Source organism: Methylobacterium sp. UNC378MF, assembly GCF_900103195.1.
In the GTDB taxonomy this organism is placed as follows: domain Bacteria; phylum Pseudomonadota; class Alphaproteobacteria; order Rhizobiales; family Beijerinckiaceae; genus Methylobacterium.
In genome coordinates, this window is the sequence record NZ_FMWU01000045.1 from 1 (window position 1) to 20,869 (window position 20,869).

General features: G+C 70.6%; 22 protein-coding genes. 9 read left to right on the top strand and 13 right to left on the bottom strand.

Annotation, left to right across the window (positions count from 1 at the left end; translation table 11 throughout):
• The first annotated feature begins 773 nt into the window (after positions 1-773).
• Genes BLT59_RS28625 through BLT59_RS28635 form a run of 3 tightly spaced genes read left to right on the top strand, consistent with a single transcriptional unit; the run spans position 774 to position 2,336 of the window.
• Positions 774-1,571: a heme ABC transporter permease gene (locus BLT59_RS28625; protein WP_091789142.1), complete on the top strand. Its 798-nt coding sequence runs from the start codon at positions 774-776 to the stop codon at positions 1,569-1,571.
• A gap of 10 nt (positions 1,572-1,581) precedes the next feature.
• A complete protein-coding gene (gene ccmD, locus BLT59_RS28630) occupies positions 1,582-1,725 on the top strand; it encodes a heme exporter protein CcmD (protein WP_091789144.1) in 144 nt (47 codons plus the stop codon).
• Positions 1,722-2,336 carry a DsbE family thiol:disulfide interchange protein gene (locus tag BLT59_RS28635; protein WP_091789147.1) on the top strand — a complete coding sequence of 205 codons (615 nt, stop codon included), beginning with the start codon at positions 1,722-1,724 and terminating at the stop codon, positions 2,334-2,336. The genes ccmD and BLT59_RS28635 overlap by 4 nt, the downstream gene beginning before the upstream one ends.
• 25 nt (positions 2,337-2,361) lie before the next feature.
• Here BLT59_RS28635 and BLT59_RS28640 read toward each other — a convergent pair whose 3' ends face one another.
• Both BLT59_RS28640 and ftsY read right to left on the bottom strand, forming a co-directional pair.
• Complete coding sequence (locus tag BLT59_RS28640) at positions 2,362-2,976, bottom strand: septation protein A (protein ID WP_091789150.1); 615 nt, start codon at positions 2,974-2,976, stop codon at positions 2,362-2,364.
• 129 nt (positions 2,977-3,105) lie between these two features.
• On the bottom strand, positions 3,106-4,446 hold the full coding sequence (gene ftsY / locus BLT59_RS28645; protein ID WP_091789153.1) for a signal recognition particle-docking protein FtsY: 1,341 nt from the start codon (positions 4,444-4,446) through the stop codon (positions 3,106-3,108).
• Positions 4,447-4,503: 57 nt separating this feature from the next.
• Here ftsY and BLT59_RS28650 point away from each other — a divergent pair, with 57 nt between their 5' ends.
• Entirely contained in the window at positions 4,504-5,178 is a 675-nt protein-coding gene (locus BLT59_RS28650; protein WP_091789156.1) for an RluA family pseudouridine synthase, read from the top strand.
• Between the two features lie 12 nt (positions 5,179-5,190).
• Here the strand turns inward: BLT59_RS28650 and mtaB are convergent, their stop codons facing one another.
• Both mtaB and dapF read right to left on the bottom strand, forming a co-directional pair.
• Positions 5,191-6,417: a tRNA (N(6)-L-threonylcarbamoyladenosine(37)-C(2))-methylthiotransferase MtaB gene (gene mtaB, locus BLT59_RS28655; protein ID WP_091789159.1), complete on the bottom strand. Its 1,227-nt coding sequence runs from the start codon at positions 6,415-6,417 to the stop codon at positions 5,191-5,193.
• Positions 6,417-7,304 carry a diaminopimelate epimerase gene (dapF, locus tag BLT59_RS28660; RefSeq protein ID WP_091789161.1) on the bottom strand — a complete coding sequence of 296 codons (888 nt, stop codon included), beginning with the start codon at positions 7,302-7,304 and terminating at the stop codon, positions 6,417-6,419. The genes mtaB and dapF overlap by 1 nt, the downstream gene beginning before the upstream one ends.
• Positions 7,305-7,499: 195 nt before the next feature.
• Here dapF and BLT59_RS28665 point away from each other — a divergent pair, with 195 nt between their 5' ends.
• From BLT59_RS28665 to tam, 5 genes are all read left to right on the top strand, one after another.
• A complete protein-coding gene (locus BLT59_RS28665) occupies positions 7,500-8,255 on the top strand; it encodes a GyrI-like domain-containing protein (protein WP_091789164.1) in 756 nt (251 codons plus the stop codon).
• A 243-nt stretch (positions 8,256-8,498) separates the two neighbouring features.
• A complete protein-coding gene (locus BLT59_RS28670) occupies positions 8,499-9,260 on the top strand; it encodes an endonuclease III domain-containing protein (RefSeq protein WP_091789167.1) in 762 nt (253 codons plus the stop codon).
• Positions 9,261-9,353: 93 nt separating this feature from the next.
• A complete protein-coding gene (trpS, locus tag BLT59_RS28675) occupies positions 9,354-10,418 on the top strand; it encodes a tryptophan--tRNA ligase (protein WP_091789170.1) in 1,065 nt (354 codons plus the stop codon).
• The gene (locus tag BLT59_RS28680; protein WP_091789173.1) at positions 10,415-11,116 is read left to right on the top strand and encodes a haloacid dehalogenase type II; all 702 of its coding nucleotides are present in this window, start codon (positions 10,415-10,417) and stop codon (positions 11,114-11,116) included. Before trpS ends, BLT59_RS28680 begins: the two co-directional genes overlap by 4 nt.
• Positions 11,117-11,138: 22 nt before the next feature.
• Positions 11,139-11,921: a trans-aconitate 2-methyltransferase gene (gene tam / locus BLT59_RS28685; RefSeq protein WP_091789176.1), complete on the top strand. Its 783-nt coding sequence runs from the start codon at positions 11,139-11,141 to the stop codon at positions 11,919-11,921.
• Positions 11,922-11,946: 25 nt separating this feature from the next.
• On the opposite strand, the gene BLT59_RS28690 is transcribed toward tam, so the two are convergent.
• From BLT59_RS28690 to BLT59_RS28730, 9 genes are all read right to left on the bottom strand, one after another.
• Positions 11,947-14,022 (bottom strand): methyl-accepting chemotaxis protein, encoded by a 2,076-nt coding sequence (locus BLT59_RS28690; protein ID WP_091789179.1) that lies wholly within the window; start codon positions 14,020-14,022, stop codon positions 11,947-11,949.
• Between the two features lie 221 nt (positions 14,023-14,243).
• Positions 14,244-14,897, bottom strand: a complete 654-nt coding sequence (locus BLT59_RS28695; RefSeq protein ID WP_091789181.1) for a pyridoxamine 5'-phosphate oxidase family protein — start codon at positions 14,895-14,897, stop codon at positions 14,244-14,246.
• Between the two features lie 166 nt (positions 14,898-15,063).
• The gene (gene ilvC, locus BLT59_RS28700) at positions 15,064-16,083 is read right to left on the bottom strand and encodes a ketol-acid reductoisomerase (RefSeq protein ID WP_012322218.1); all 1,020 of its coding nucleotides are present in this window, start codon (positions 16,081-16,083) and stop codon (positions 15,064-15,066) included.
• A 13-nt stretch (positions 16,084-16,096) separates the two neighbouring features.
• On the bottom strand, positions 16,097-16,753 hold the full coding sequence (locus tag BLT59_RS28705) for a TetR/AcrR family transcriptional regulator C-terminal domain-containing protein (RefSeq protein WP_091789184.1): 657 nt from the start codon (positions 16,751-16,753) through the stop codon (positions 16,097-16,099).
• A gap of 83 nt (positions 16,754-16,836) precedes the next feature.
• On the bottom strand, positions 16,837-17,481 hold the full coding sequence (locus BLT59_RS28710) for a glutathione S-transferase family protein (RefSeq protein ID WP_091789187.1): 645 nt from the start codon (positions 17,479-17,481) through the stop codon (positions 16,837-16,839).
• A gap of 24 nt (positions 17,482-17,505) precedes the next feature.
• Entirely contained in the window at positions 17,506-17,856 is a 351-nt protein-coding gene (locus BLT59_RS28715) for a type II toxin-antitoxin system PemK/MazF family toxin (protein ID WP_091789188.1), read from the bottom strand.
• Entirely contained in the window at positions 17,837-18,130 is a 294-nt protein-coding gene (locus tag BLT59_RS28720; RefSeq protein WP_091789191.1) for an AbrB/MazE/SpoVT family DNA-binding domain-containing protein, read from the bottom strand. The genes BLT59_RS28715 and BLT59_RS28720 overlap by 20 nt, the downstream gene beginning before the upstream one ends.
• Positions 18,131-18,183: 53 nt before the next feature.
• Positions 18,184-18,726, bottom strand: coding sequence for an acetolactate synthase small subunit (gene ilvN, locus BLT59_RS28725; RefSeq protein WP_091789193.1), 543 nt, complete (start codon positions 18,724-18,726; stop codon positions 18,184-18,186).
• Between the two features lie 82 nt (positions 18,727-18,808).
• The gene (locus tag BLT59_RS28730; RefSeq protein WP_091789196.1) at positions 18,809-20,584 is read right to left on the bottom strand and encodes an acetolactate synthase 3 large subunit; all 1,776 of its coding nucleotides are present in this window, start codon (positions 20,582-20,584) and stop codon (positions 18,809-18,811) included.
• Positions 20,585-20,869: the final 285 nt, after the last annotated feature.

Genomic DNA, 20,869 nt, shown 5'->3' on the forward strand with positions numbered 1-20,869 from the left:
CCGTCTTTCTCGTCGCGGTGTCTTTCGACGCCCCGGACCTGCGCCTGCCTGCCAAGCGGTCTCTGCGAGGCGCACGCACCTCCGGAACCCGCTATCAGCGCCGTGGCCTTCCAGCCGTCCCGCCTCGTCGTGGGCGGGTCCGCAGGTCGCTCAGGGTCAGCCCAGAAGCGGGTCGGCGCAGGGGCATTTCCGCACCCGCCGGGCAAAGCACCGCCCGGTCTCACGCCCGCCACCGAGACACGCCCCGTACCGGTTCGCCGCCCGGGGCGATGGCGGCTGAGAGCCACCGACGCAGGCACCGCCCTCACCCACGGACCCGCCCGGTCAGCCACCGGACGCGCCCCCGAAGGACGCCGCGGGATCGCTCCCGAAGCGCCGTGGGCAGGTGCGGCTAGGAAGCACAAAATAGGAACATTGTCAAGGTGCGGGCGGCGCGACACGCGCTGTGGCCCGCCACTTCCCGCCGTCATCGCGGGGCCGCGCCGCGTCTCCGAGATCCTGCACCGTCGTCGCCTCTGGATCGCGGGCTCGTCTGCGGCGCCCCGGAACGACGGGCTGCTTCCCGGTACGGCCATCCGGGGACGCAGCAAAGCGGCACATCCACGTCCGGCGCCTCTCCAGCCGCCTCCGCCACCGGCCGACCGCCCAGGCTCGAACCGGCCCAGCGCGTGACCACATCTCGGCGGTCCCGCAGACTGCGCCGAGGGCCCGCATTGTTGCTGCACCGCACCCTAGGCTAGACCGCCTCCACGATGTCCGAGACAGCTGCCGCGATGACGCCATCCCTCTGGACCCGCCTGTCGAATCCCAGCCACTTCATGCGGTGGTCGGGAATGCTGGTGCCGTGGCTCACGGCCCTCTCGCTCGCCGTCCTGGCCCTGGGCCTGTACCAGACCTTCTTCGTGGTGCCGCCCGACTACCAGCAGGGCGAGACCGTGCGGATCATGTACATCCACGTCCCCGCAGCCTGGCTCGGCGTGTTCTTCTACGGCGCGATGAGCCTGTCGGCGATCGGCACCCTGGTCTGGCGCCACCCGCTCGCCGACGTCGCCCAGCGGGCGGCGGCGCCGATCGGGGCCGCCTTCACGCTGATCTGCCTCGTGACCGGCTCCCTCTGGGGCAAGCCGATGTGGGGCACCTACTGGGTCTGGGACGCGCGCCTGACCTCCATGCTGATCCTGCTGCTGATCTATTGCGGCATCATCGCCCTGTGGCGGACCCTGGAAGATCCGAACCGAGCCGCCCGCGCGGTGGCGATCCTGACGCTGGTCGGTGCCGTGAACCTGCCGATCATCAAGTTCTCGGTGAACTGGTGGTCGACCCTGCACCAGCCGGCCTCGATCCTGCGCATGGGCGGGTCGACCATCGATCCCTCGATGCTCTACCCGCTGCTGATCATGATCGCCGCCGCGACTCTGGGCGGGAGCACGCTGCATCTCTACGCGATGCGTACCGAGATCATGCGCCGCCGCGTTCGGACGCTGACGATCCGCGAAGCCGAACGCCTCGACCGTGCCCAGCCGCGCCTCACTCCGACACCGGCCTCCATGCCGGTCAGTCAACCGGTCTAAGGGGGCCGCGATGGATCTCGGGTCTCATGGCGGCTTCATCCTCGCCGCCTTCGCGTTCACCGCCCTGGTCATGGTCGGCCTGGTCGGCAACGCCCTGCGCGATCGCCGGACGCAGCTGCGCGCCCTGAAAGGTTTCGGCGAGGACCGGCGATGACCATGCCCCTCGACGAAGCGACCGGGCGGCCGCCGCCGGTGCGCCGCTCGCTGCTGCTGATCGCGCCGGCGCTCGCCTTCGCGGCGCTCGCCGCCGTGCTGTTCCTGCGCCTGCGCTCCGGCGCCGACCCGGCCGCCCTGCCCTCCGCCATGATCGGCAAGCCGGTCCCGCACTTCGCTCTGCCCGCCGTGCCGGGGCTGAATGCCGGCGGCGCGCCCGTGCCCGGCCTGTCGAGCGCGGATCTGAAGGGCCAGATCACGGTGCTCAACGTCTTCGCCTCGTGGTGCGCGCCCTGCCAGGTGGAGCACCCGATGCTGATGCGGCTGGCGAAGGAACCGGGCATCCGGCTCGTCGGCATCGACTACAAGGAGCCGAGCCCCGAAGCCGGCCAGCGCTTCCTGACCCGGCACGGCGTGCCGTTCAGTGCGGTTGGCGCCGATGCCGGCGGCCGGGCGGCGATCGATTTCGGCGTCTACGGCGTGCCCGAGACCTTCATCATCGGGCCGGACGGCGTGATCCGCGACAAGCTGGTCGGCATCCTCACGCCGGAGAATTTTTCGAGCGTCCTCGCGCGGATCCGCGCCGCCGGAAAGGTGGCGGCGGCGCAGTAGCGGCCCGGGAGCGGCGCCGCCGCCGCTACGCCTCCGGCTGCGGGCGCTTGCGCTCGTAGCGCGTGAGGAGCGGCGTCTGCGCCAGGGCGAACAGCACGGTGATCGGCATGATGCCGAACACCTTGAAATTGACCCAGAAATCCTCCGTCTGGGTCCGCCACACCACCTCGTTGAGGGCGGCCAGGACGAAGAAGAACACGCCCCAGCGGAAGGTGAGCTTGCGCCAGCCCTCCTCGGTGAGGCTGAACATCGAGTCGAGCACCACCGACAGCAGCGAGCGCCCGAAGGCGAGGCCGCCGAGCAGCACCGTCCCGAACAGCGAATTCACGATGGTCGGCTTGACCATGATGAAGGTCTTGTCCTGCAGGAGCAGCGTGAGGCCGCCGAACACCACCACGACGACACCCGACACGAGGGGCATGATCGGCAGGCGGCGCACCATCACGTAGTGGATCGCCAGCGCCACCACGGTCGCCGCGATGAACACGCCCGTGGCCACGAACAGCTTCTGGTCCGGGGCGACGCCGAACTTCTCCGAATAGGCGTTGCCGAGGAAGAACAGCACCAGCGGCCCGAGTTCCAGCGCCAGCTTCACGAGCGGCGGCAGGTGGCGGTGGGGGGGGACGGATTCGATCTGCATACGCTCGATTGGCTCGGTTGCGGCGCTCACAATTGGCTGGGAGCGCCGAACGGGATCTGCCGGGGGGTGTGGAACGCGAAGCGCGCGTTGTCCATGACATCGCGCACCGACGATCGGCGGGCGGCCGCGCTAATCCTTCTCGAGCCCGGCGATCGCGCGGGCGAAGTCGCGGGCCGCGAAGGGCTCCAGATCCTCCACGCCCTCGCCGACGCCGATGAAATGGACCGGCAGACCGAATTTCGCCGCCAGCGCGACCAGGATGCCGCCCCGGGCGGTGCCGTCGAGCTTGGTCATCACCAGCCCCGAGACCGGCGCGGCCTGCGAGAACAGCTCCACCTGGCTGAGCGCGTTCTGGCCGACCGTGGCGTCGAGGACAAGGAGCGTGGCGTGCGGCGCCTCCGGGTCCTGCTTGCGCAGCACGCGGACGATCTTCTCCAGCTCCGCCATCAGGCCGGCCTTGTTCTGGAGCCGGCCGGCGGTGTCGATCAGCAGCACGTCGGTCCCGGCGGCGGAGGCCTGCTTGAGGGCGTCGAAGGCGAGGCCGGCCGCGTCCGCGCCCTGCGCGCCGCTCACCACCGGCGTGCCGGTGCGCGCGCCCCAGACCTTGAGCTGGTCGATCGCCGCCGCCCGGAACGTGTCGCCCGCCGCCAGCATCACGGTGCGCCCCTCCGCGCGCAGCTTCGAGGCGAGCTTGCCGAGCGTCGTGGTCTTGCCGGCGCCGTTCACCCCGACGGTCAGGATCACGAACGGCTTCCTGGTGGCATCGATGGCGAGGGGCACCGCCACGGGCTCAAGCGCCCGCTCGACCTCACTCGCCAAAATCGCCCGCACCTCATCGGGCGAGATGCCCTTCTCGTAGCGGCCCTTGCCGACGGCCTCCGAGACCCGCATGGCGGTCTCCAGGCCGAAATCGGCCTGGATCAGCGCGTCCTCCAGATCCTCCAGGGTGGTGGCGTCGAGCTTGCGCTTGGTGAACAGGCCGGTGACGCGGTCCGACAGGGCCGACGAGGTCCGCTTCATCCCGGAGGTGAGGCGGCTCCACCAGCCCTTGGCCTCCGGCTCGCGGTCCGGCCCGGCCCCCGCGTCGTGGGCGAGCGCCGCGGCGCTGTCGATCGGCTGGATGTCGGGCATCGGCTCGACCACCGGTTCCCGGTTGGCCTCGCCGGTATCGACCGGGTCGGCGCCGTGCGCGGGATCGTCGCCGGCGGTGCCGGCCGGCGGACGCTCAGGCTCGCCCTCGATGGGCAGCAGATCCGCCCCCTCGACGACGTCGGCGACGGGCTCCGCGTTGTCCTCGGGCGGCAGGGGGACCTGCTCGACATCCTCGGCGCCGGTGGCGAAATCGGGCTGCCCCTCGGACGGCGAGGCCGCCTCCGCGGGCAGCTCGGCCTCGGGCTTCTCGTCGGCGGCACTCTGGCCTTTGCGCCCGAACAGGCGTCCGAACCAGCCGGGCTTCTCCTCGCTCGCCATGAATTCGCGTCCTCGCCCCACCTTGCCCCGCCGACACCGACCCTCTAGCCGATCCGGATGTCCAACGCCTTCGACATAGGCGCGCGCCTCCTCTACCGCGATGCCCTGCTGCTCGTCATCGACAAGCCGGCGGGTTTGCCGGTCCATCCGGGCCCCCGCGGCGGCGAGACGCTCACCGACCACCTCGACGCCCTCCGCTTCGGCCTGCCCCGGCGGCCGGAGGCCGCGCACCGGCTCGACCGGGACACCTCCGGCTGCCTGGCGCTCGGCCGCCACGCCAAGGCGCTGGCGCGGCTCGGCAAGCTGTTTTCCGGCAGCACCGTCGAGAAGACCTATTGGGCCCTCGTTGAGGGCGGCCCGGCCGAGGAGGCCGGTCGGATCGACCTGCCGCTCGCCCGCCGCTCGGACGATCCGCGCTCGTGGTGGATGAAGGCCGATCCCGCGGGCGACCCGTCGCTGACGCACTGGCGGGTGCTCGGCCGCGCCATGGGGCGGACCTGGCTGGAGCTGAAGCCGGTCACGGGCCGCACCCACCAGCTTCGGGTCCATTGCGCCGCCTCGGGCTGGCCGATCCTGGGCGACGCGATCTACGGCGGGGCACCCCGCGGGAGTGCGCTGCACCTCCACGCCCGGACCTTGTCGATCCCGCTCTACCCGAAGCGGGAGGCGATCACCGTGACGGCACCGCCGCCGCCGCACATCGCCGAGGCCGTCGCCGCAATGCCGGCGTGAGCCGCAGGCGCGCTAGGCGCCGATGAGCCGCGTGCCGTCGTGGCCGGCGATGGCGACGTCGTGGAACGTCCCCGCCTCGGCCGCGCCCGGCAAGCGCACCGCGGTGAAATCCGCGCTCCGCCCGATTCGACCGCGCTCCGCCAGCACCGTGAGGCGCCGGCCGACCTGGGCGTCGAGGTGCCGGTGCAGGGCGTCCGCGCCGGCCGCGCGCAGCCGCGCCGCCCGCGCGCGAATGGCCTCGGGATCCACCGGCGGCATCCGCGCGGCCGGCGTTCCGGGGCGCGGGGAATAGGGGAAGACGTGCAGGTGCGTCAGGCCGCATTCCGCCACGAGGTCGAGGGAGCGGGCGAACTGCGCCTCCGTCTCCGTCGGGAAGCCCGCGATCAGGTCGGCGCCGAACACCATGTCGGGCCGCAGACGCCGCACGGTCTCGCAGAAGCGGATCGCGTCGGCGCGCAGGTGGCGGCGCTTCATGCGCTTGAGGATCAGGTCGTCGCCGGCCTGCAGCGACAGGTGCAGGTGCGGCATCAGCCGCGCCTCCTCGGCGATCGCCGCGAGCAGCGAATCGTCGGCCTCGACGGAGTCGATCGAGGAGAGGCGCAGGCGCGCGAGGTCGGGCACCGCCCGGAGGATCGCCCGCACGAGGCCGCCGAGGGACAGGGATGGTCCGGCAAGATCCCGGCCATAGGCCGTGAGGTCGACACCGGTGAGGACCACCTCGCGCCCGCCATGCGCCACGATGGTCTCGATCTGCGCGATCACGTCGGAGGGCGGCACCGAGCGGGAGACGCCCCGCCCGAACGGGATCACGCAGAAGGTGCAGCGGTGGTCGCAGCCGTTCTGCACGGGCACGAAGGCGCGGGTGTGCCCGGCCACGGCCTCGATCCGCGTCGGCTCCGCCGCCCGCGCCGCCATGACGGCGCCCGGACCGGTCGCGGCCGCCGACCAGCCCTCCGGCCGCAACTTCTCGGCGTTGCCGACGAGCCGCGCGACCTCAGGCATGGCCGCGTAGGCCTCCGTCTCGACCTCGGCGCCGCAGCCGGTGACGACGATCTCGGCGCCGGGCCGCTCCCGGGCGATGCGCCGGATCGCCTTGCGGGCCTGCCGCCCCGCCTCGGTGGTCACCGCGCAGGTGTTCACCACCACGCGGTCGCGTCCGTCCGCCGCCGCGTGGCCCCGCAGCGCCTCGGACTCGACGGTGTTGAGGCGGCAGCCGAAGGTGAGGGTCTCGACCGCCATCAGGCCGCGCTGTCGAACAGCTCCGGCGCCAGGGTCCCCTCGGCGACGAGCGCGACCGGGCCGGTCATCAGGACGTGGTCGTCGGCCCGCCACTCGACGAACAGCTCGCCGCCCGGCAGCGCGACGCTGGCCTGCCGGCCGATCATCCGCAGGCGCGAGGCGGCCACCACGGTGGCGCAGGCCGCGGTGCCGCAGGCGAGCGTCAGCCCGGCGCCCCGCTCCCAGACGCGGAGCTTGATCGTCTCGCGGCTTGTCACCTGCGCCACCGAGATGTTGGCGCGCTCCGGGAAGAGCGGGTGGTTCTCCAGCATCGGGCCGATCCGGGCGAGATCGAAGCTGTCGGGATCCTGCTCCACGAAGAACACTGCGTGCGGGTTGCCCATGTTCACGACGCCCGGCGAGTGCAGGATCGGATCGTCGATCGGGCCGATCTGCAGCTCGATCCGGCGCGTGTCGGGGAACGGCTCCGACAGGGGGATCTCGTCCCAGGCGAGCCGCGGCCGGCCCATATCGACCGTGAAGGCCCGCTCCGAGACGCGGCGCACGCCCAGCAGGCCCGCTTCGGTCTCCAGGATGAGCCGCCCGCCCTCGGCCGGTCGGGCCATGGCCGGGTCGTCGAGCATCGCGTAGGCGACGCAGCGGGTACCGTTGCCGCAGGCGCCCGATTCCGATCCGTCGGTGTTGTAGATCCGCATAAACGCGTCCGTGCCCGGGCTCACGGGATCGTGCAGGACCATGAGCTGGTCGAAGGCCGAGCCGGGATCCTGCGCGATCGCCCGCGCCTCCTCGGGGCGCACCGTCGCGGAGGATCCGCGCAGGTCCAGCACCACGATCGCGTTGCCGGCGCCGTGCATCTTCAGGAAGCGTCTATGGGCGAGTGCGCTCATGCGGTCCCGCAACTCAAGGGAGGAGCCGGCTATATCGCAAAAGCCGCAGCCCGGCGCGAGGGGTGCTGCGGCGTGGCAGATGCGCCGCACCCGCGGCTCTCGTCCGCGGCGCCCTCGCGGGCCGTCCCGTTCGCCACTAGGTTACGCGGCGGGAGCCCGCGCGATCATCCACGGGCCTCGACCGGAGCGCCCACCGTGATCCGCCTTCGTCCGCTCGTCGCCCTCTCGGCCGCTCTCGTGCTCGCGTCCGGCGGCCCGATCGCCGCGCAACAGCAGCCCGCGCCGCCGCCGTCCACGGCGCCCGCGCCGGCCCAGACGAACCCGCTGCCGACGACGACGGCGCCGAACCCGGTGGCCGATCCGGGCAAGAGCGCGGCCCCGGCCCCCCAGCAATCGGTGGCGCCCCCGCCCGCGGGCCAGTCCGCGGTGGGAGCGCCGGCAGGAACACCCGCCCGCCCGACGCTGATCGAGAAGGCCGGCGATCCCGGGGACGTCGATGAGGTCACCTTGCCGGCCAAGCCCGCCGCGATCCTGTCCGGCAAGACCAAGTGGGAAGAGGCCTTGCCGAACCTGAAGCAGGCCTTCACGCGGATCGAGGCCGACCTCGCCAAGCTCGGCGTCGCGCCGGCCGGCCGGCCGCTGGCGGTCTTCACCCGCACCGACGATGACGGCTTCGAGTTCGAGGCGATGATCCCGGTGGCGGCCGCGCCGAGCCCAGCGCCGGCCGAGACCGACGGCCTGCGCTTCGGCACGACGCCTTCCGGCAAGGCGCTGCGCTTCGCCCACAAGGGCTCCTACGAGTCGATCGACAGCACCTACGAGACGCTGACCGCCTATCTCGATGCCAAGGACATCGTGGTGCAGGACCGGTTCGTGGAGGAATACGCCACCGACCTGAAGGACAGCACCGACGACAACCTCGACGTGAACATCTACGCCCTGGTGAAGTAGGCGACCGCCATCCGGCGCGGGTCTGCGGCGTCGCACGCGACTGCGGCGAGCGCTTCGGGATCGGGAGCGGGTCCCCTCTCCCGCCCGGGAGAGGGGCAGGCCGCACGCTGCCGCCGGCCGCGCTCTCCACCGGAGACGCGCAAGCGGCGCAGCCTCTCCGGCGTGCGAACCCGACGCGGCGGACAGATCGCCGCTGCCCCGCCCCGGCAGGAACAGGGGCGCCGGCTCGCGGATTCGCCCTCCATGCCCGCCGCCGACCTCAGAACCGGGACCGTCCCGCACCCGCGCCGCAAGGCGGCCCCCGCCGCCACGGATCCGGCTCTCGCCGAGAAGGCGCTCGCCGTCCATGCCCGGCTCTGCCCGGTCTACGGCTGCCCGATCCCGTACTTCCACAGCCTCGATCCGGTGAGCGAACTCGTCTCATCGCTCCTGTCGCACAGGACCCGCAACGCGGAGTCGGGCCGAGCGTTCAAGGCGCTGCGGGCGCGCTTCCCGGACTGGGAGGCGGTGATCGACGCGGACGTGCCGGAGATCGAGGCCGCCATCGCGGGCGTGACCTGGCCGGAGCTCAAGGCGCCGCGCATCCGCGACGTGCTCCGGGGCCTGCGTGACCGGTGCGGAACCCTCGACCTTGCCTTCCTGGCCGACATGGAAGTCGAGGCGGCGCGGGCGTGGCTGCAGGCGATCCCGGGCGTCGGCCCCAAGACCAGCGCGGCGGTCCTGTCCTTCTCCACCCTGCGGATGCCGGCCCTGCCGGTGGACAGCCACCATCACCGGGTGGCGCAGCGTCTCGGGCTGATCGGCAAGAAGGTCGATGTCGGCCCGTCGCACCCGATCCTGCGAGCGCAGCTCCCCGCCGACTGGAGCGCGCAGGATCTCTACGACAATCACGAGATCCTGATGCTGCACGGCCAGAAGGTCTGCCATCATCATCGCCCGGCATGCGGGCGCTGCGTCCTGGTCGACCTCTGCCCGAGCGCGAAGCTGCCCATGCGGGAGCCGTGAGCGCGTCCTTGACCATTCCGGCCTACGGGTGCGAGTAACCCCGCGCCCGGACGGCGCGGAGCCCCGGTCTTACCTTGCTCAGGATCGGCGCCGATGGCCGCGTTCACCGAATTGGTCTTCTCGGGCGTCCAGCCCACCGGCAACCTGCATCTCGGCAATTACCTCGGGGCGGTGAAGCGCTTCGTGGAGATGCAGGAACGCGACGCGCAATGCCTCTATTGCGTCGTCGACCTGCACGCGATCACCGTCTGGCAGGACCCTGAGGCCCTGCGCGGCCAGATCCGCGAGGTCACGGCCGCGTTCCTCGCCGCCGGCATCGATCCGAAGCGCTCGATCGTGTTCAACCAGAGCCAGGTGCCGCAGCACGCCGAGCTCGCCTGGGTGTTCAACTGCGTCGCCCGCCTCGGCTGGCTGAACCGCATGACCCAGTTCAAGGAGAAGGCCGGCAAGGACCGGGAGAACGCCTCGATCGGCCTCTACGATTACCCGGTGCTGATGGCCGCCGACATCCTGGCCTACCGGGCGACGCATGTCCCCGTCGGCGAGGACCAGAAGCAGCACCTGGAGTTGACCCGGGACATCGCCCAGAAGTTCAACACCGACTTCGCCGGCTCGATCGCGGCGCATGGCCACGGCGACGCGTTCTTCCCGATCACCGAGCCGCTGATCGGCGGCCCGGCCGCCCGGGTCATGTCGTTGCGCGACGGCACCAAGAAGATGTCGAAGTCGGACCCGTCCGACAATTCCCGCATCAATCTCACGGACGAGGCCGACGCCATCGCCCAGAAGATCCGCCGGGCGAAGACCGATCCGGAGCCCCTGCCCTCCGAGGTGGCGGGGCTGAAGGAGCGGCCCGAGGCCGACAACCTCGTGGGGATCTACGCGGCGCTCGCCGGCATCACCCGCGAAGAGGTGCTGCGCGACTACGGCGGGGCGCAATTCTCGGCCTTCAAGCCGGCGCTCGCCGACCTCGCGGTAACGAGCCTCGCGCCGATCGCCGGGGAGATGCGCCGCCTCACGGCCGATCCCGGCCATATCGACGCCGTGCTGGCCGATGGCTCTGCCCGGGCCGAGACCATCGCGGCGCAGACGCTGGACGCGGTCAAGGACATCGTCGGCTTCGTGCGGCGCGGTCCGAGCCTTCAGGCGGTGCGGTGACCGTCCGCGCGCTCGTCTTCGACGTCTTCGGGACGCTCGTCGACTGGCGCTCCGGCGTCGCCCGCGAGGCGGCGCGGCTGCTGGCGCCCGTCGCGCCGGGCCTCGATGGCGGCGCCTTCGCGGATGCGTGGCGCGCCCGCTACAACCCGTCCATGGAGACGGTGCGTTCCGGCGCCCGGGCCTTCGTCGATCTGGACACGCTCCAGGCGGAGTCCCTGCCCGACGTGCTGGCGCAGTTCGGCATCGCGGGCGTGCCGGAGGACGTCCGGAGCGAGCTGGTTCAGGCGTGGCACCGGCTCGACGCCTGGCCCGAGGTGCCGGACGCGCTGCGGCGCCTGCGCGCAAAACACCTCCTGGCGCCGAACTCGAACGGGCATGTCCGGCTGATGGCCGACCTCGCTCGCCGCAACGGCCTGATCTTCGACGCGGTGCTCGGCGCCGGCTATTCCCGCGACTACAAGCCGAAGCCGGCGCTCTACCGCGACGCCGTCGCGGCCTTCGGCTTCGCGGCGGGCGAGACGATGATGGTCGCAGCCCATTCCAACGATCTGGCGGCGGCGGCAAGCCACGGGCTGTCCACCGCCCATATCGCCCGCCCGCAGGAGCACGGGCCGGCCGGTGGCGAGGCCGCGCCGACGGTGCCGGTCACCTATGCGGCGCGGGACCTCGCGGATCTCGCCGACCGGCTCGGCTGCTGAACGGACTGGACGGAGGGTTGCGATGGCCGACTGGAACCCCGCCCTCTACACCCGCTTCGAGGACGAGCGGACCCGCCCCGCCGCCGAGCTCCTCGCCCGCGTGCCCCTCGACGCGCCACGGCTGGCCGTCGATCTCGGCTGCGGGCCGGGCAATTCCACCGCGCTGATCGCGGCGCGCTTCCCCGACGCCGCGGTGATCGGCCTCGACACCTCGCCCGCCATGCTGGAGAGCGCCCGCGCCCGGCTCCCGGGCCTCGCCTTCGCGCTGGCCGACGCCGCGACCTGGATTCCGGAGCGCACGCCGGACCTGATCTACGCCAACGCCGTGCTGCAATGGCTGCCGGACCACGCGAGCCTGCTGCCGCGGCTGTTCGGTCTTCTCGCGCCGGGCGGCGTGCTCGCCGTGCAGATGCCCGACAACCTCGCCGAGCCCACCCATCGCCTGATGCGCGAAGTCGCGGCGGACGGCCCCTGGGCGGCGGCGATCGGCGACCCGGCCGTGGCCGGCCGCCTCGGGCGGGTGCTGGAGCCGTCGGCCTATTACGATCTGCTGGCGCCGCTGGCCGCCGAGGTCGATGTCTGGCGCACCGCCTATCACCACCGCATGGCGGACGCCGCCGCCATCGTGGATTGGGTGAGCGCCACCGGGCTACGCCCCTTCCTCGACCCGCTGGACCCCGAGCACCGGGCCGGCTTCCTGGACGCCTACGCGCGCGCGATCGACGGGGCCTACCCGCCGCGCAGCGACGGGCGGCGCCTGCTCGGCTTCCCGCGGGTGTTCATCGTCGCCCGAAGGGCCCCGTAGTGCGCGGCCGCCCGCTCGACGGATTTCAGGCCGCGCGCACCGTTCCGAGGAAGCGGCTGACCTCCGTCCGGAGGTGTTCGGACTGACGCGACAGGTTCGCGGACGAATCCAGCACCTGGCCGGCGGCCGAGCCGGTCATGTCGGCGGCGTCGGCCACGCGGGCGATGTTCGTGGTCACCTCGCCCGTGCCGGCGGCGGCCTGGGTCACGTTGCGGACGATCTCCTGCGTTGCCGCTCCCTGCTGCTCGACCGCGGCCGCGATCGTCGTGGCCACGCCGCTGATCTCGTCGACGCGCGTCGTGATGCTGCCGATCGCCGAGGCCGCCTGCGCGGTCGAGGTCTGGACGCGGGAGATCTGATCCGCGATCTCATCGGTGGCCCGCGCGGTCTGGCTCGCCAGCGCCTTCACCTCGGCGGCCACGACCGCGAAGCCCCGGCCCGCCTCGCCGGCGCGGGCCGCCTCGATGGTGGCGTTGAGGGCCAGCAGGTTGGTCTGGCCGGCGATGCCGCTGATCAGCGCCACCACGTCCCCGATCTTCATCACCGCCGCGCTCAGATCCTCGACCAGCCGCACCGTGCGCCCGGCCTCGTCGGCCGCGGCCCGCGCGAGCTGGGCGGATCCCTGGACCTGACGCCCGATCTCCTCCACGGAGCTGCCGAGCTCCTCGGCCGCCGAGGCCGCGGCCCGGACGTTGGAGGCGGCCTCCGCGGCCCCGGCCGCCACGGTGGTCGACTGGCCGGCGGTCTCAGAGGCCGTGGCGGCCAGCCCCTGGGCCGTGGCCTGGAGCTCGGTGGCCGCGTTCGTGACCGTCTCGACGATGCCGCCGACCGCCTGCTCGAAGGCGTTGGCGAGATCCGCGGTCACCCGCTTGCGGTCGCGGTCGGCCGCGGCTTGGGCGTCCGCCCGCGCCCGCGCGTCGGCCTGCGCCTGCGCCCGCAGGCCATCGCGCAGCGTCAGCACGGCCCGCCCGACCAGCCCGACCTCGTCGCGGCGCCGCGCCTGGGGCACGTCCGCCTCGTAATCGCCCGCCGCCATGTCGCCGATGGTCCGGCCGAGCGCGCGGATCGGCTTTCCGACGAGGCGGTGCAGCGCACCGAAGACGACGGCGCATCCGATCAGCACGCAGAGGACCGAGATGCCGATCAGCGTCGCGCGCGCCTGGTCGGCGGCGGCCGTGAGCGTCGCCACCGGCACCGCGACGACGATGGCCCATCGGTCGGGCGTCTCGCCTGCCTGGATATGCTGCGCCATGTACCGCCACGGCGCCCCGTCCGGACCCGGCGCGTCGGTGACCACCACGGCGCCCGCGGTGATCGCCTGCTTGGCCGCGTCGGCCGCCGACGCGTCGAAGCCGTGCATCGGCTTTCCGGCCGCCGCGCCGGTCGGATGCGCCACGGTCGTCCCGCTCGCCGAGATCACCGCCAGGTAGCCGGTCCCGAACGGCTTCACCGCGCCGAGGGCGGCATTCAGGGATCCGAGGTCGATGTCGACGCCGGCGGTGCCGCGATACGTGCCGTCCACGCTGATCGGCGCGCCGAACGACATCATGATGACGTCCTTCCCGGCCACCGGGTAGATGTAGGGTTCGATGGCCACCAAGCGGTTCAGCTTCTTCGGCTGAAGGTAATAGGCGCCGTCCGGCTCGGCCTCGTAGCCGGTGAGAACCTCCCGCTTGATCGTGCCGCTGCCGCGATTCCAGTAGGGCATGAAGCGGCCGCTCGCGTCCGAGGAGGCTGTGCCGGCGAACGCGCGGTCGCGCCCGTCCAGAGCGTTCGGCTCCCAGCCGGTCCAGGTCGCGATCAGGTTGGGGTTGGCGCGCAGAAGCTCGCGCAGCATCGCGTCGTAGATGTCCCGGTCCTGGATGCCACCGGCCCGCAGGGCCGACGCGGAGGCCGCGATGCTCTCGGCAGTCTTGGCCGCCACCGCGAGGCGAAAGCGGACCTCGCGCGCCTCGTTCGACAGCGTCTCCGACTGTATCTTGGCGGCCTGTTCCTCGAAGGAAGCGTCGATTCGGCGGGCAAGAAAAGTCGTCCCACCCGCGAATACCGCAGCAATCAGGATGCTGCAGATCAATGCGACGCGCAGTGGGAGCGAAATCATGATCTCAACGATCCGTGCAAAGATGCGATCAGCAAATTTGCACGAAATCTAAGACCCTTCGCTCGATCCGTCAAGAAATATTAAACACGCTCTCGGATACTCACCATTCGAATGCTGTATTATTATAGGAAGCGGCAGACGCATACTTGGCATGATCTCATGTGACGAGAACTGAATTACGTACCGGCCGTCCGGCACTGCGGCGCGGCCGGAACGGGCGGTCAGGCCTCGCCGCGGGCGACCAGCGCCTCGTACTCGGACACTTCCAGCTTGCCCTCCTTCGCGACCCGGGCCTTGTCGGCGTCGCTGATCACGTCGCCCGCGAGGTCGAGGCGCTTCCAGGCGGCGAGCGGGGTCTCGCGTCCGGGCCGCGGCACGTACTTGTTCTGCTCGAGCTTCTGGTACTTGTGGATGTAGCGCGGGCAGTTGATCCAGATCTTGGTGACCGCGACCTTCACGAGGTACTTGGCCTCGGTGTACTCGGCCATGAGGGCGTCGTCGCGCAGCAGCGTCGCGTGGCCCTGCACGCGGATGCGGTGCGGCGTCTCGAAGTCGATGAACAGCAGGCCCACCTTGGCCTGACCCTCGATGTTGCCCATCGAGTAGAACATGCCGTTGCCGTCGAAGCCCGGGAACACCAGCGTGCCGGCGTCGAGCACCTTCACGAAGCCCGTGGGGCCGCCCTTGTAGGAGACGGTCGGCATGCCGTCCGGATCGACGGTCGACAGGAAGAACATGTCGCGGGAGCCGATGAAGGCGGCCTCGTCCGGCTGGACGCTGTCGTGGACCCAGTCCTCGTCGAGGCGCACGGCGAGCTTGGTGGTGCCGAACTCCTCCTGCAGCGCCCGGTGCGCGTCGGAATAGAGCGATGCCATGGGTGTCCTCTCCGCTTGCCGGTCCTCGTGCAGGCGAGACCGCTGCCGGGCTTATGGCCGGGATTTCCGGTGCCGGACAACCCGGAACGCGAAGAGCCGGCCACGCCTTCGCGCGACCGGCCCTCAAGCGCGGCCGAGCAGAGCCCGGCCGCGCGATCCGAAACAATCAGTTGCGGGTCTTGTCGACCAGCGCCTTCTCGGAGATCCACGGCATCATGCCGCGGAGCTTGGCGCCGACCTCCTCGATCGGGTGGGCGGCGAGCTTGGCGCGGGTCGCCTTGAACGAGGTCTGGTTGACCTTGTTCTCCAGCATCCAGTTGCGGGTGAAGGTGCCCGACTGGATGTCGTTCAGCACGCGCTTCATCTCGGCCTTGGTCTCCGGCGTGACGATGCGCGGGCCGGTGACGTACTCGCCGTACTCGGCCGTGTTGGAGATCGAGTAGTTCATGTTGGCGATGCCGCCCTCGTAGATGAGGTCGACGATCAGCTTCACCTCGTGGAGGCACTCGAAATAGGCCATCTCGGGGGCGTAGCCCGCCTCGACCAGAGTCTCGAAGCCGGCCTTGATCAGCTCGACGAGGCCGCCGCACAGCACGGCCTGCTCGCCGAACAGGTCGGTCTCGCACTCCTCCTTGAAGGTCGTCTCGATGATGCCGGCGCGGCCGCCGCCATTGGCCGAGGCGTACGACAGGCCGAGGTCGTGGGCGTTGCCAGACGCGTCCTGCGCGATGGCGATCAGGGTCGGCACGCCGCCGCCGCGCAGGTACTCGGAGCGCACGGTGTGGCCCGGGCCCTTCGGGGCGACCATCAGGACGTCGAGGTCCTTGCGCGGCTCGATCAGGTTGAAGTGGACGTTGAGGCCGTGGGCGAACAGGAGCGCGGCGCCCTGCTTCATGTTGCCCTCGAGGGACTCGCGGTAGATGTCGCCCTGCAGCTCGTCGGGGGTGAGCATCATCACCACGTCGGCCCACTTGGCGGCCTCGGCGACCGACAGGACCTTGAAGCCCTCGTGCTCGGCCTTCTTGGCCGTGGCGGAGCCCTCGCGCAGCGCGATGACGATGTCCTTCACGCCGGAATCGCGCAGGTTGAGCGCGTGGGCGTGGCCCTGGCTGCCGTAGCCGACGATGGCGACCTTCTTGCCCTTGATCAGGTTCAGGTCGGCGTCGCGATCGTAATACACCCGCATGTCTGTCTCCTCGTCAGTCCTGGTGGTTCGGGTCGGGTTTGGCCTGGCCGTAGAGGGCCAGGAACTGCTCGACGGCGCGCCCCGCATCGCGCCGGATCTCTGCCCCGTCGAAATCGAGGGTCTCGCCGAGCAGAAGTCGGATCTGAATATCCCGGCCGACGAGGCCGAAGAAGGTGCGAAAGGCGGCCTCGCTGTCGGCGAAGGTCAACAGGCCGGCGGCACGCCCCGCCTCCAGCACGGGCTTCACCCGCTCGCCGATGGCAAAGCGCCCGTTCGCCAGGACGATGCCGCCGAGATTGCTCTTGTGCGACCCGGCATGCGCGATGGCGATCCGGTTCAGCGCCACCGAGGTCGGGCCGGTGATGACCTCCAGCCACGTGACGGCGAAATCCTGCAGGCGCTCGCGCAGGGTCGCGCCGTCGAGCACCTGCGCGGCGTCGTGCCCGGCATGGACCCGCGAGGCCTGCCAGCGCACCGTCGCGGTCAGCAACCCGTCCCGGTCGCCGAACCACTTGTAGAGCGTCTCCTTCGAGCAGCTCGCCCGGCGCGCGACGGCGTCCATGGTCAGTTGCTCGCCGTCCTCGACCATGAGGCCGAGCACGGCGTCCAGCACCGCCTGCTGGCGTGCCGAGGGCGCTTCCTGCTCTGTTGTGGCGCTGGCCTGCATCATCTCGAAAGGCGTACCGTACCGTACGGTACGCTCTCTAGGCCGATTCGTGGGCCGCGGCAAGAGGGTGCCGCGCCCCGACCGTGTCAGCGCGGGAGCGGCAGCCCCTCTCGGGTGAAGACGGCCTGCACGGCCGGGCGCTCGGCGACCCGGCGGGCATGGGCGGTCCAGGCCGGGAAGCGACCGGCCATGTCGAAGCGGAGCGTCGGGCCATTCGCCCAGAACCAGAAGACCATCAGGTAGGCGTCGACCACGCTGAAGCGGTCGCCCACCGCCCAGTTGCCGTGCGAGAGACGCACCTCGGTCATGGTGGCGAGATCGGCGTAGGTGTTGGCGGCCTTGGTCTTGACGCCTGGAAAGGCGCTCTCGTCGTCCGTGTAGCGCTCCGGGCGGCGGATATGGGCATAGGTGATATGGTGGTTGCAGGCGAGCCAGCCGAGCCACTCGTCCGCGGCGGCCTGTTCCCGCAGGTCGGCGGGCCACAGCCCCGTGTCCGGCACCTGACGGGCGACGTGGCGCATGATGGCAGCGCATTCGGTAAGCACCCAGCCATCCTCGGTCAGCGCCGGCACGCGACCGCGATCGTTGATCGCGAGGTATTCCGGCCGGCGCTGGTCGCCCGCGGCGAGGTCGAGCTTGATGCCCTCGTAGGGCAGCCCGGATTCCTCCAGGATGATGTGGGCGGCGAGCGAACAGGCGCCGGGGGCGTAGTAGAGGGTGCGGGCGGTCATGGGACCGCTATACAGCGTGCCGCGTCAAAGCCCGAGCAGTTTCGCGATCTGGTGGCGAACTTCGGCGAGAACCGCAGCCGGAGCAACGCCGAGACGTCTCAAGATACGCGCCCGCTGATCGATGGATCGGACCTGATCCGTCAGCACTGCGCCGCGGACAGGCAGACCGACCGGAAGCATGACCTTGGTTGGCCAGGGCTCGATATTGCTGATGATCGGACAGATGATGACACGGCGCGTGGCCGCATTCATCAGAGCTTCCGAGACGATCAGGGCCGGGCGGCGGCCGTCCTGCTCGGTGCCGCGAACCGGACCGAACTCGACGAGGATCAGGTCTCCCGGCTGATGCAACGGATCAACGGGGATCATCGTCATCGATGATCTCGGGGCCGACATCCGGCCCCCAATCCACCGTAGGCGGTTCGAAATCGGGGCCGAGACGGCGCATCTCGGCCACCATCTCCTCAAGGGTGTAGACCGGCAGCCCATCGACATACCGGCGCCCGGCCCATTGCGTCGGCTCGGGCTGCGGGGGGCGCTTTGAGACGATCTCCACGGTCTCGCCCTCGCGGATGCCGAGTTCCTCAGCCTCCGCGCTGCTCAGCCGCACGGCGAGATCGTCACCCCAGCGAATGACCTTGGCTTCCATCGCTCCGCCTCCTGCGGGGACGGGGCCTAACAGCAGATCCGGGCCGCCGGATCCTACAGCGGCTCCGACCCGCGCCCCATGGCGCTGATGCCGGTGCGGCAGATCTCCACCAGCCCGATCACGCTCATCAGGCGCACGAACCGGTCGATCTCCTCGGTGGCGCCGGTCAGCTCGAACACGAAGGAGTTGAGCGTCGCGTCGAGGGTCTTGGCGCCGAAGGCGGCGGCCAGACGTAGGGCCTCGCTGCGGTGCTCCCCCTCGCCCTTCACCTTCACGAGGCAGATCTCGCGCTCCAGCGCGTTGCCTTGGAGCGTGAGATCCACGACCCGGTGCACCGGCACCAGCCGGTCGAGCTGCGCCTTGATCTGCTCGATCACGGCGTTCGTGCCCGTGGTCACGATGGTGAGACGCGAGATGTGGCGTGCCTCCTCGGTCTCGGAGACGGTGAGGCTCTCGATGTTGTAACCGCGGCCGGAGAACAGGCCCGAGATGCGGGCGAGCACGCCGGGCTCGTTGTCGACGATCACCGCCAGCGTGTGCCGGTTCACCGGCTCGACGCGGACGGCATCGGGGTAGTGGGTGTTCATCGCGTTCATCGCCGGCCTTGTCCTCGTCGTTCGACCTATCGCCGCCGCAGCGGCGGATCGCGGCCCGGCGGTGACGCCGGGCCGCCCTCCCTCACACCAGCATCTTGCCTTCCTCGGAGATCACGTCGCCGAGCTCGACGCCGGTCTCGCCGAGGTAATCGGACAGGAGCATCTCGTTATGCGCCTTGCCCGACGGGATCATCGGGAAGCAGTTCTCGGTCTTGTCGACGATGCAGTCGAAGATCACCGGGCCGTCGTAAGCGAGCATCTCCGCGATGGCGCCGTCGAGGTCGCCCGGCTTCTCGCAGCGCATGCCCTTGGCGCCGTAGGCCTCCGCGAGCTTCACGAAATCCGGCAGGCTCTCCGAGTAGCTCTGCGAGTAGCGCGAGCCGTGGAGCAGCTCCTGCCACTGCCGGACCATGCCCATATACTCGTTGTTCAGGATGAACACCTTGATCGGCAGCCGGTACTGAACCGCCGTCGACATTTCCTGCATGTTCATCAGGATCGAGGCCTCGCCGGCGATGTCGATGACGAGCCCGTTCGGATGGGCGAGCTGCGTGCCGATCGCGGCCGGCAGGCCGTAGCCCATCGTGCCGAGGCCGCCCGACGTCATCCAGCGGTTCGGCTCGTCGTATTTGAAGTACTGGGCGGCCCACATCTGGTGCTGGCCGACCTCGGTGGTGATGTAGGTCTCGCGGCTCTTGCAGGCCTCGTAGAGGCGCTGGACCGCGTATTGCGGCTTGATGATCGTGCCGGACGGCCAGTAGGCGAGGCAGTCCCGCGCCTTCCAGGTCGCGATCTTCTGGAACCACGGCTCGAGGTTGGACTTGTCCGGCCGCGACGGCAGGGCGCGCCACGCCTCCAGCATGTCGGCCAGCACCGAGGCGCAGTCGCCGACGATCCCGACATCGACCTTCACGACCTTGTTGATCGAGGAGGCGTCGACGTCGATGTGGATCTTCTTCGAGAACGGCGAGAACGCGTCGAGCCGGCCGGTGATCCGGTCGTCGAACCGGGCGCCGACGCAGATCATCACGTCGCACTCGTGCATCGCGAGATTGGCCTCGTAGGTCCCGTGCATGCCGAGCATGCCCAGGAACTTCGCGTCCGTGCCCGGATAGGCGCCGAGCCCCATCAGGGTCGAGGTGACTGGGAAGCCGGTCTCGCGGACGAGCTCGCGCAGCAGGCGCGAGGCCTCGGGACCGGAGTTGATCACGCCGCCGCCCGTGTAGAAGACCGGCCGGCGCGCGGTCGCCATCAGCTCGACCGCCGCGCGGATCCGGTCGGGATCGCCCTTCACGGCCGGCCGGTAGGTCTTGTGGCTCGCGATCTCCGGGCGCTCGTAGAGGCCGGAGGCGAACTGGATGTCCTTGGGCAGGTCGACGACGACCGGCCCCGGACGGCCATTCGCCGCGACGTAGAACGCCTCGTGCAGGATGCGCGGCAGGTCGTCGATCGATTTGACCAGGTAATTGTGCTTCGTGCAGTGGCGCGTGATGCCGACCGTGTCGCATTCCTGGAAGGCATCGGTGCCGATCAGATGCGTCGGGACCTGGCCGGTGATGCAGACCAGCGGGATCGAATCCAGCATCGCGTCGGTGAGGCCGGTGACGATGTTGGTGGCGCCGGGGCCCGAGGTGACGAGGACGCAGCCGACCTTGCCGGAGGAGCGGGCATAGCCCTCCGCGGCGTGGACGGCGCCCTGCTCGTGGCGGACGAGGATGTGCTTGACGGCGTTCTGGTGGAAGAGCGCGTCGTAGATCGGAAGTACGGCGCCGCCCGGATACCCGAACAGCGTATCGACACCCTGATCCTGGAAGGCCCGGATGACCATCTCGGCCCCGGTCATGACCTCGCCGCTCATGCTCGTCTCCTCGCGCTCTCCGGAGCCACGGCGGTCCACGACCGCCGCCCTGCCCCGTCCTCTCTCACGCACCCTCGTCCCGCGGGGCGGTCTCCGCCTCGCCCGAACGTGCCTTCCGCGTCGGTAACCCGTCTGCGCCGATCCCGTGCTGCCCCGGAGCGGGCAACAAAAAAGGGCCCCGAGGGACCCTGCATGCGCCACCGCTCGGATCGCGACCCTCGCTTAGGGCCGCCCCGTCGGTGACGCTACCGCTACAATAAGGATCGTGGTCATCGGATATCCGAA

Bases quoted from the DNA above. Each gene is read 5' to 3' on its own strand.
- BLT59_RS28625 (WP_091789142.1), top strand. From the start codon at position 774: ATGACGCCATCCCTCTGGACCCGCCTGTCGAATCCCAGCCACTTCATG.
- ccmD (WP_091789144.1), top strand. From the start codon at position 1,582: ATGGATCTCGGGTCTCATGGCGGCTTCATCCTCGCCGCCTTCGCGTTC.
- BLT59_RS28635 (WP_091789147.1), top strand. From the start codon at position 1,722: ATGACCATGCCCCTCGACGAAGCGACCGGGCGGCCGCCGCCGGTGCGC.
- BLT59_RS28640 (WP_091789150.1), bottom strand. From the start codon at position 2,976: ATGCAGATCGAATCCGTCCCCCCCCACCGCCACCTGCCGCCGCTCGTG.
- ftsY (WP_091789153.1), bottom strand. From the start codon at position 4,446: ATGGCGAGCGAGGAGAAGCCCGGCTGGTTCGGACGCCTGTTCGGGCGC.
- BLT59_RS28650 (WP_091789156.1), top strand. From the start codon at position 4,504: ATGTCCAACGCCTTCGACATAGGCGCGCGCCTCCTCTACCGCGATGCC.
- mtaB (WP_091789159.1), bottom strand. From the start codon at position 6,417: ATGGCGGTCGAGACCCTCACCTTCGGCTGCCGCCTCAACACCGTCGAG.
- dapF (WP_091789161.1), bottom strand. From the start codon at position 7,304: ATGAGCGCACTCGCCCATAGACGCTTCCTGAAGATGCACGGCGCCGGC.
- BLT59_RS28670 (WP_091789167.1), top strand. From the start codon at position 8,499: ATGCCCGCCGCCGACCTCAGAACCGGGACCGTCCCGCACCCGCGCCGC.
- trpS (WP_091789170.1), top strand. From the start codon at position 9,354: ATGGCCGCGTTCACCGAATTGGTCTTCTCGGGCGTCCAGCCCACCGGC.
- tam (WP_091789176.1), top strand. From the start codon at position 11,139: ATGGCCGACTGGAACCCCGCCCTCTACACCCGCTTCGAGGACGAGCGG.
- BLT59_RS28690 (WP_091789179.1), bottom strand. From the start codon at position 14,022: ATGATTTCGCTCCCACTGCGCGTCGCATTGATCTGCAGCATCCTGATT.
- BLT59_RS28695 (WP_091789181.1), bottom strand. From the start codon at position 14,897: ATGGCATCGCTCTATTCCGACGCGCACCGGGCGCTGCAGGAGGAGTTC.
- ilvC (WP_012322218.1), bottom strand. From the start codon at position 16,083: ATGCGGGTGTATTACGATCGCGACGCCGACCTGAACCTGATCAAGGGC.
- BLT59_RS28705 (WP_091789184.1), bottom strand. From the start codon at position 16,753: ATGATGCAGGCCAGCGCCACAACAGAGCAGGAAGCGCCCTCGGCACGC.
- BLT59_RS28710 (WP_091789187.1), bottom strand. From the start codon at position 17,481: ATGACCGCCCGCACCCTCTACTACGCCCCCGGCGCCTGTTCGCTCGCC.
- BLT59_RS28715 (WP_091789188.1), bottom strand. From the start codon at position 17,856: ATGACGATGATCCCCGTTGATCCGTTGCATCAGCCGGGAGACCTGATC.
- BLT59_RS28720 (WP_091789191.1), bottom strand. From the start codon at position 18,130: ATGGAAGCCAAGGTCATTCGCTGGGGTGACGATCTCGCCGTGCGGCTG.
- ilvN (WP_091789193.1), bottom strand. From the start codon at position 18,726: ATGAACGCGATGAACACCCACTACCCCGATGCCGTCCGCGTCGAGCCG.
- BLT59_RS28730 (WP_091789196.1), bottom strand. From the start codon at position 20,584: ATGAGCGGCGAGGTCATGACCGGGGCCGAGATGGTCATCCGGGCCTTC.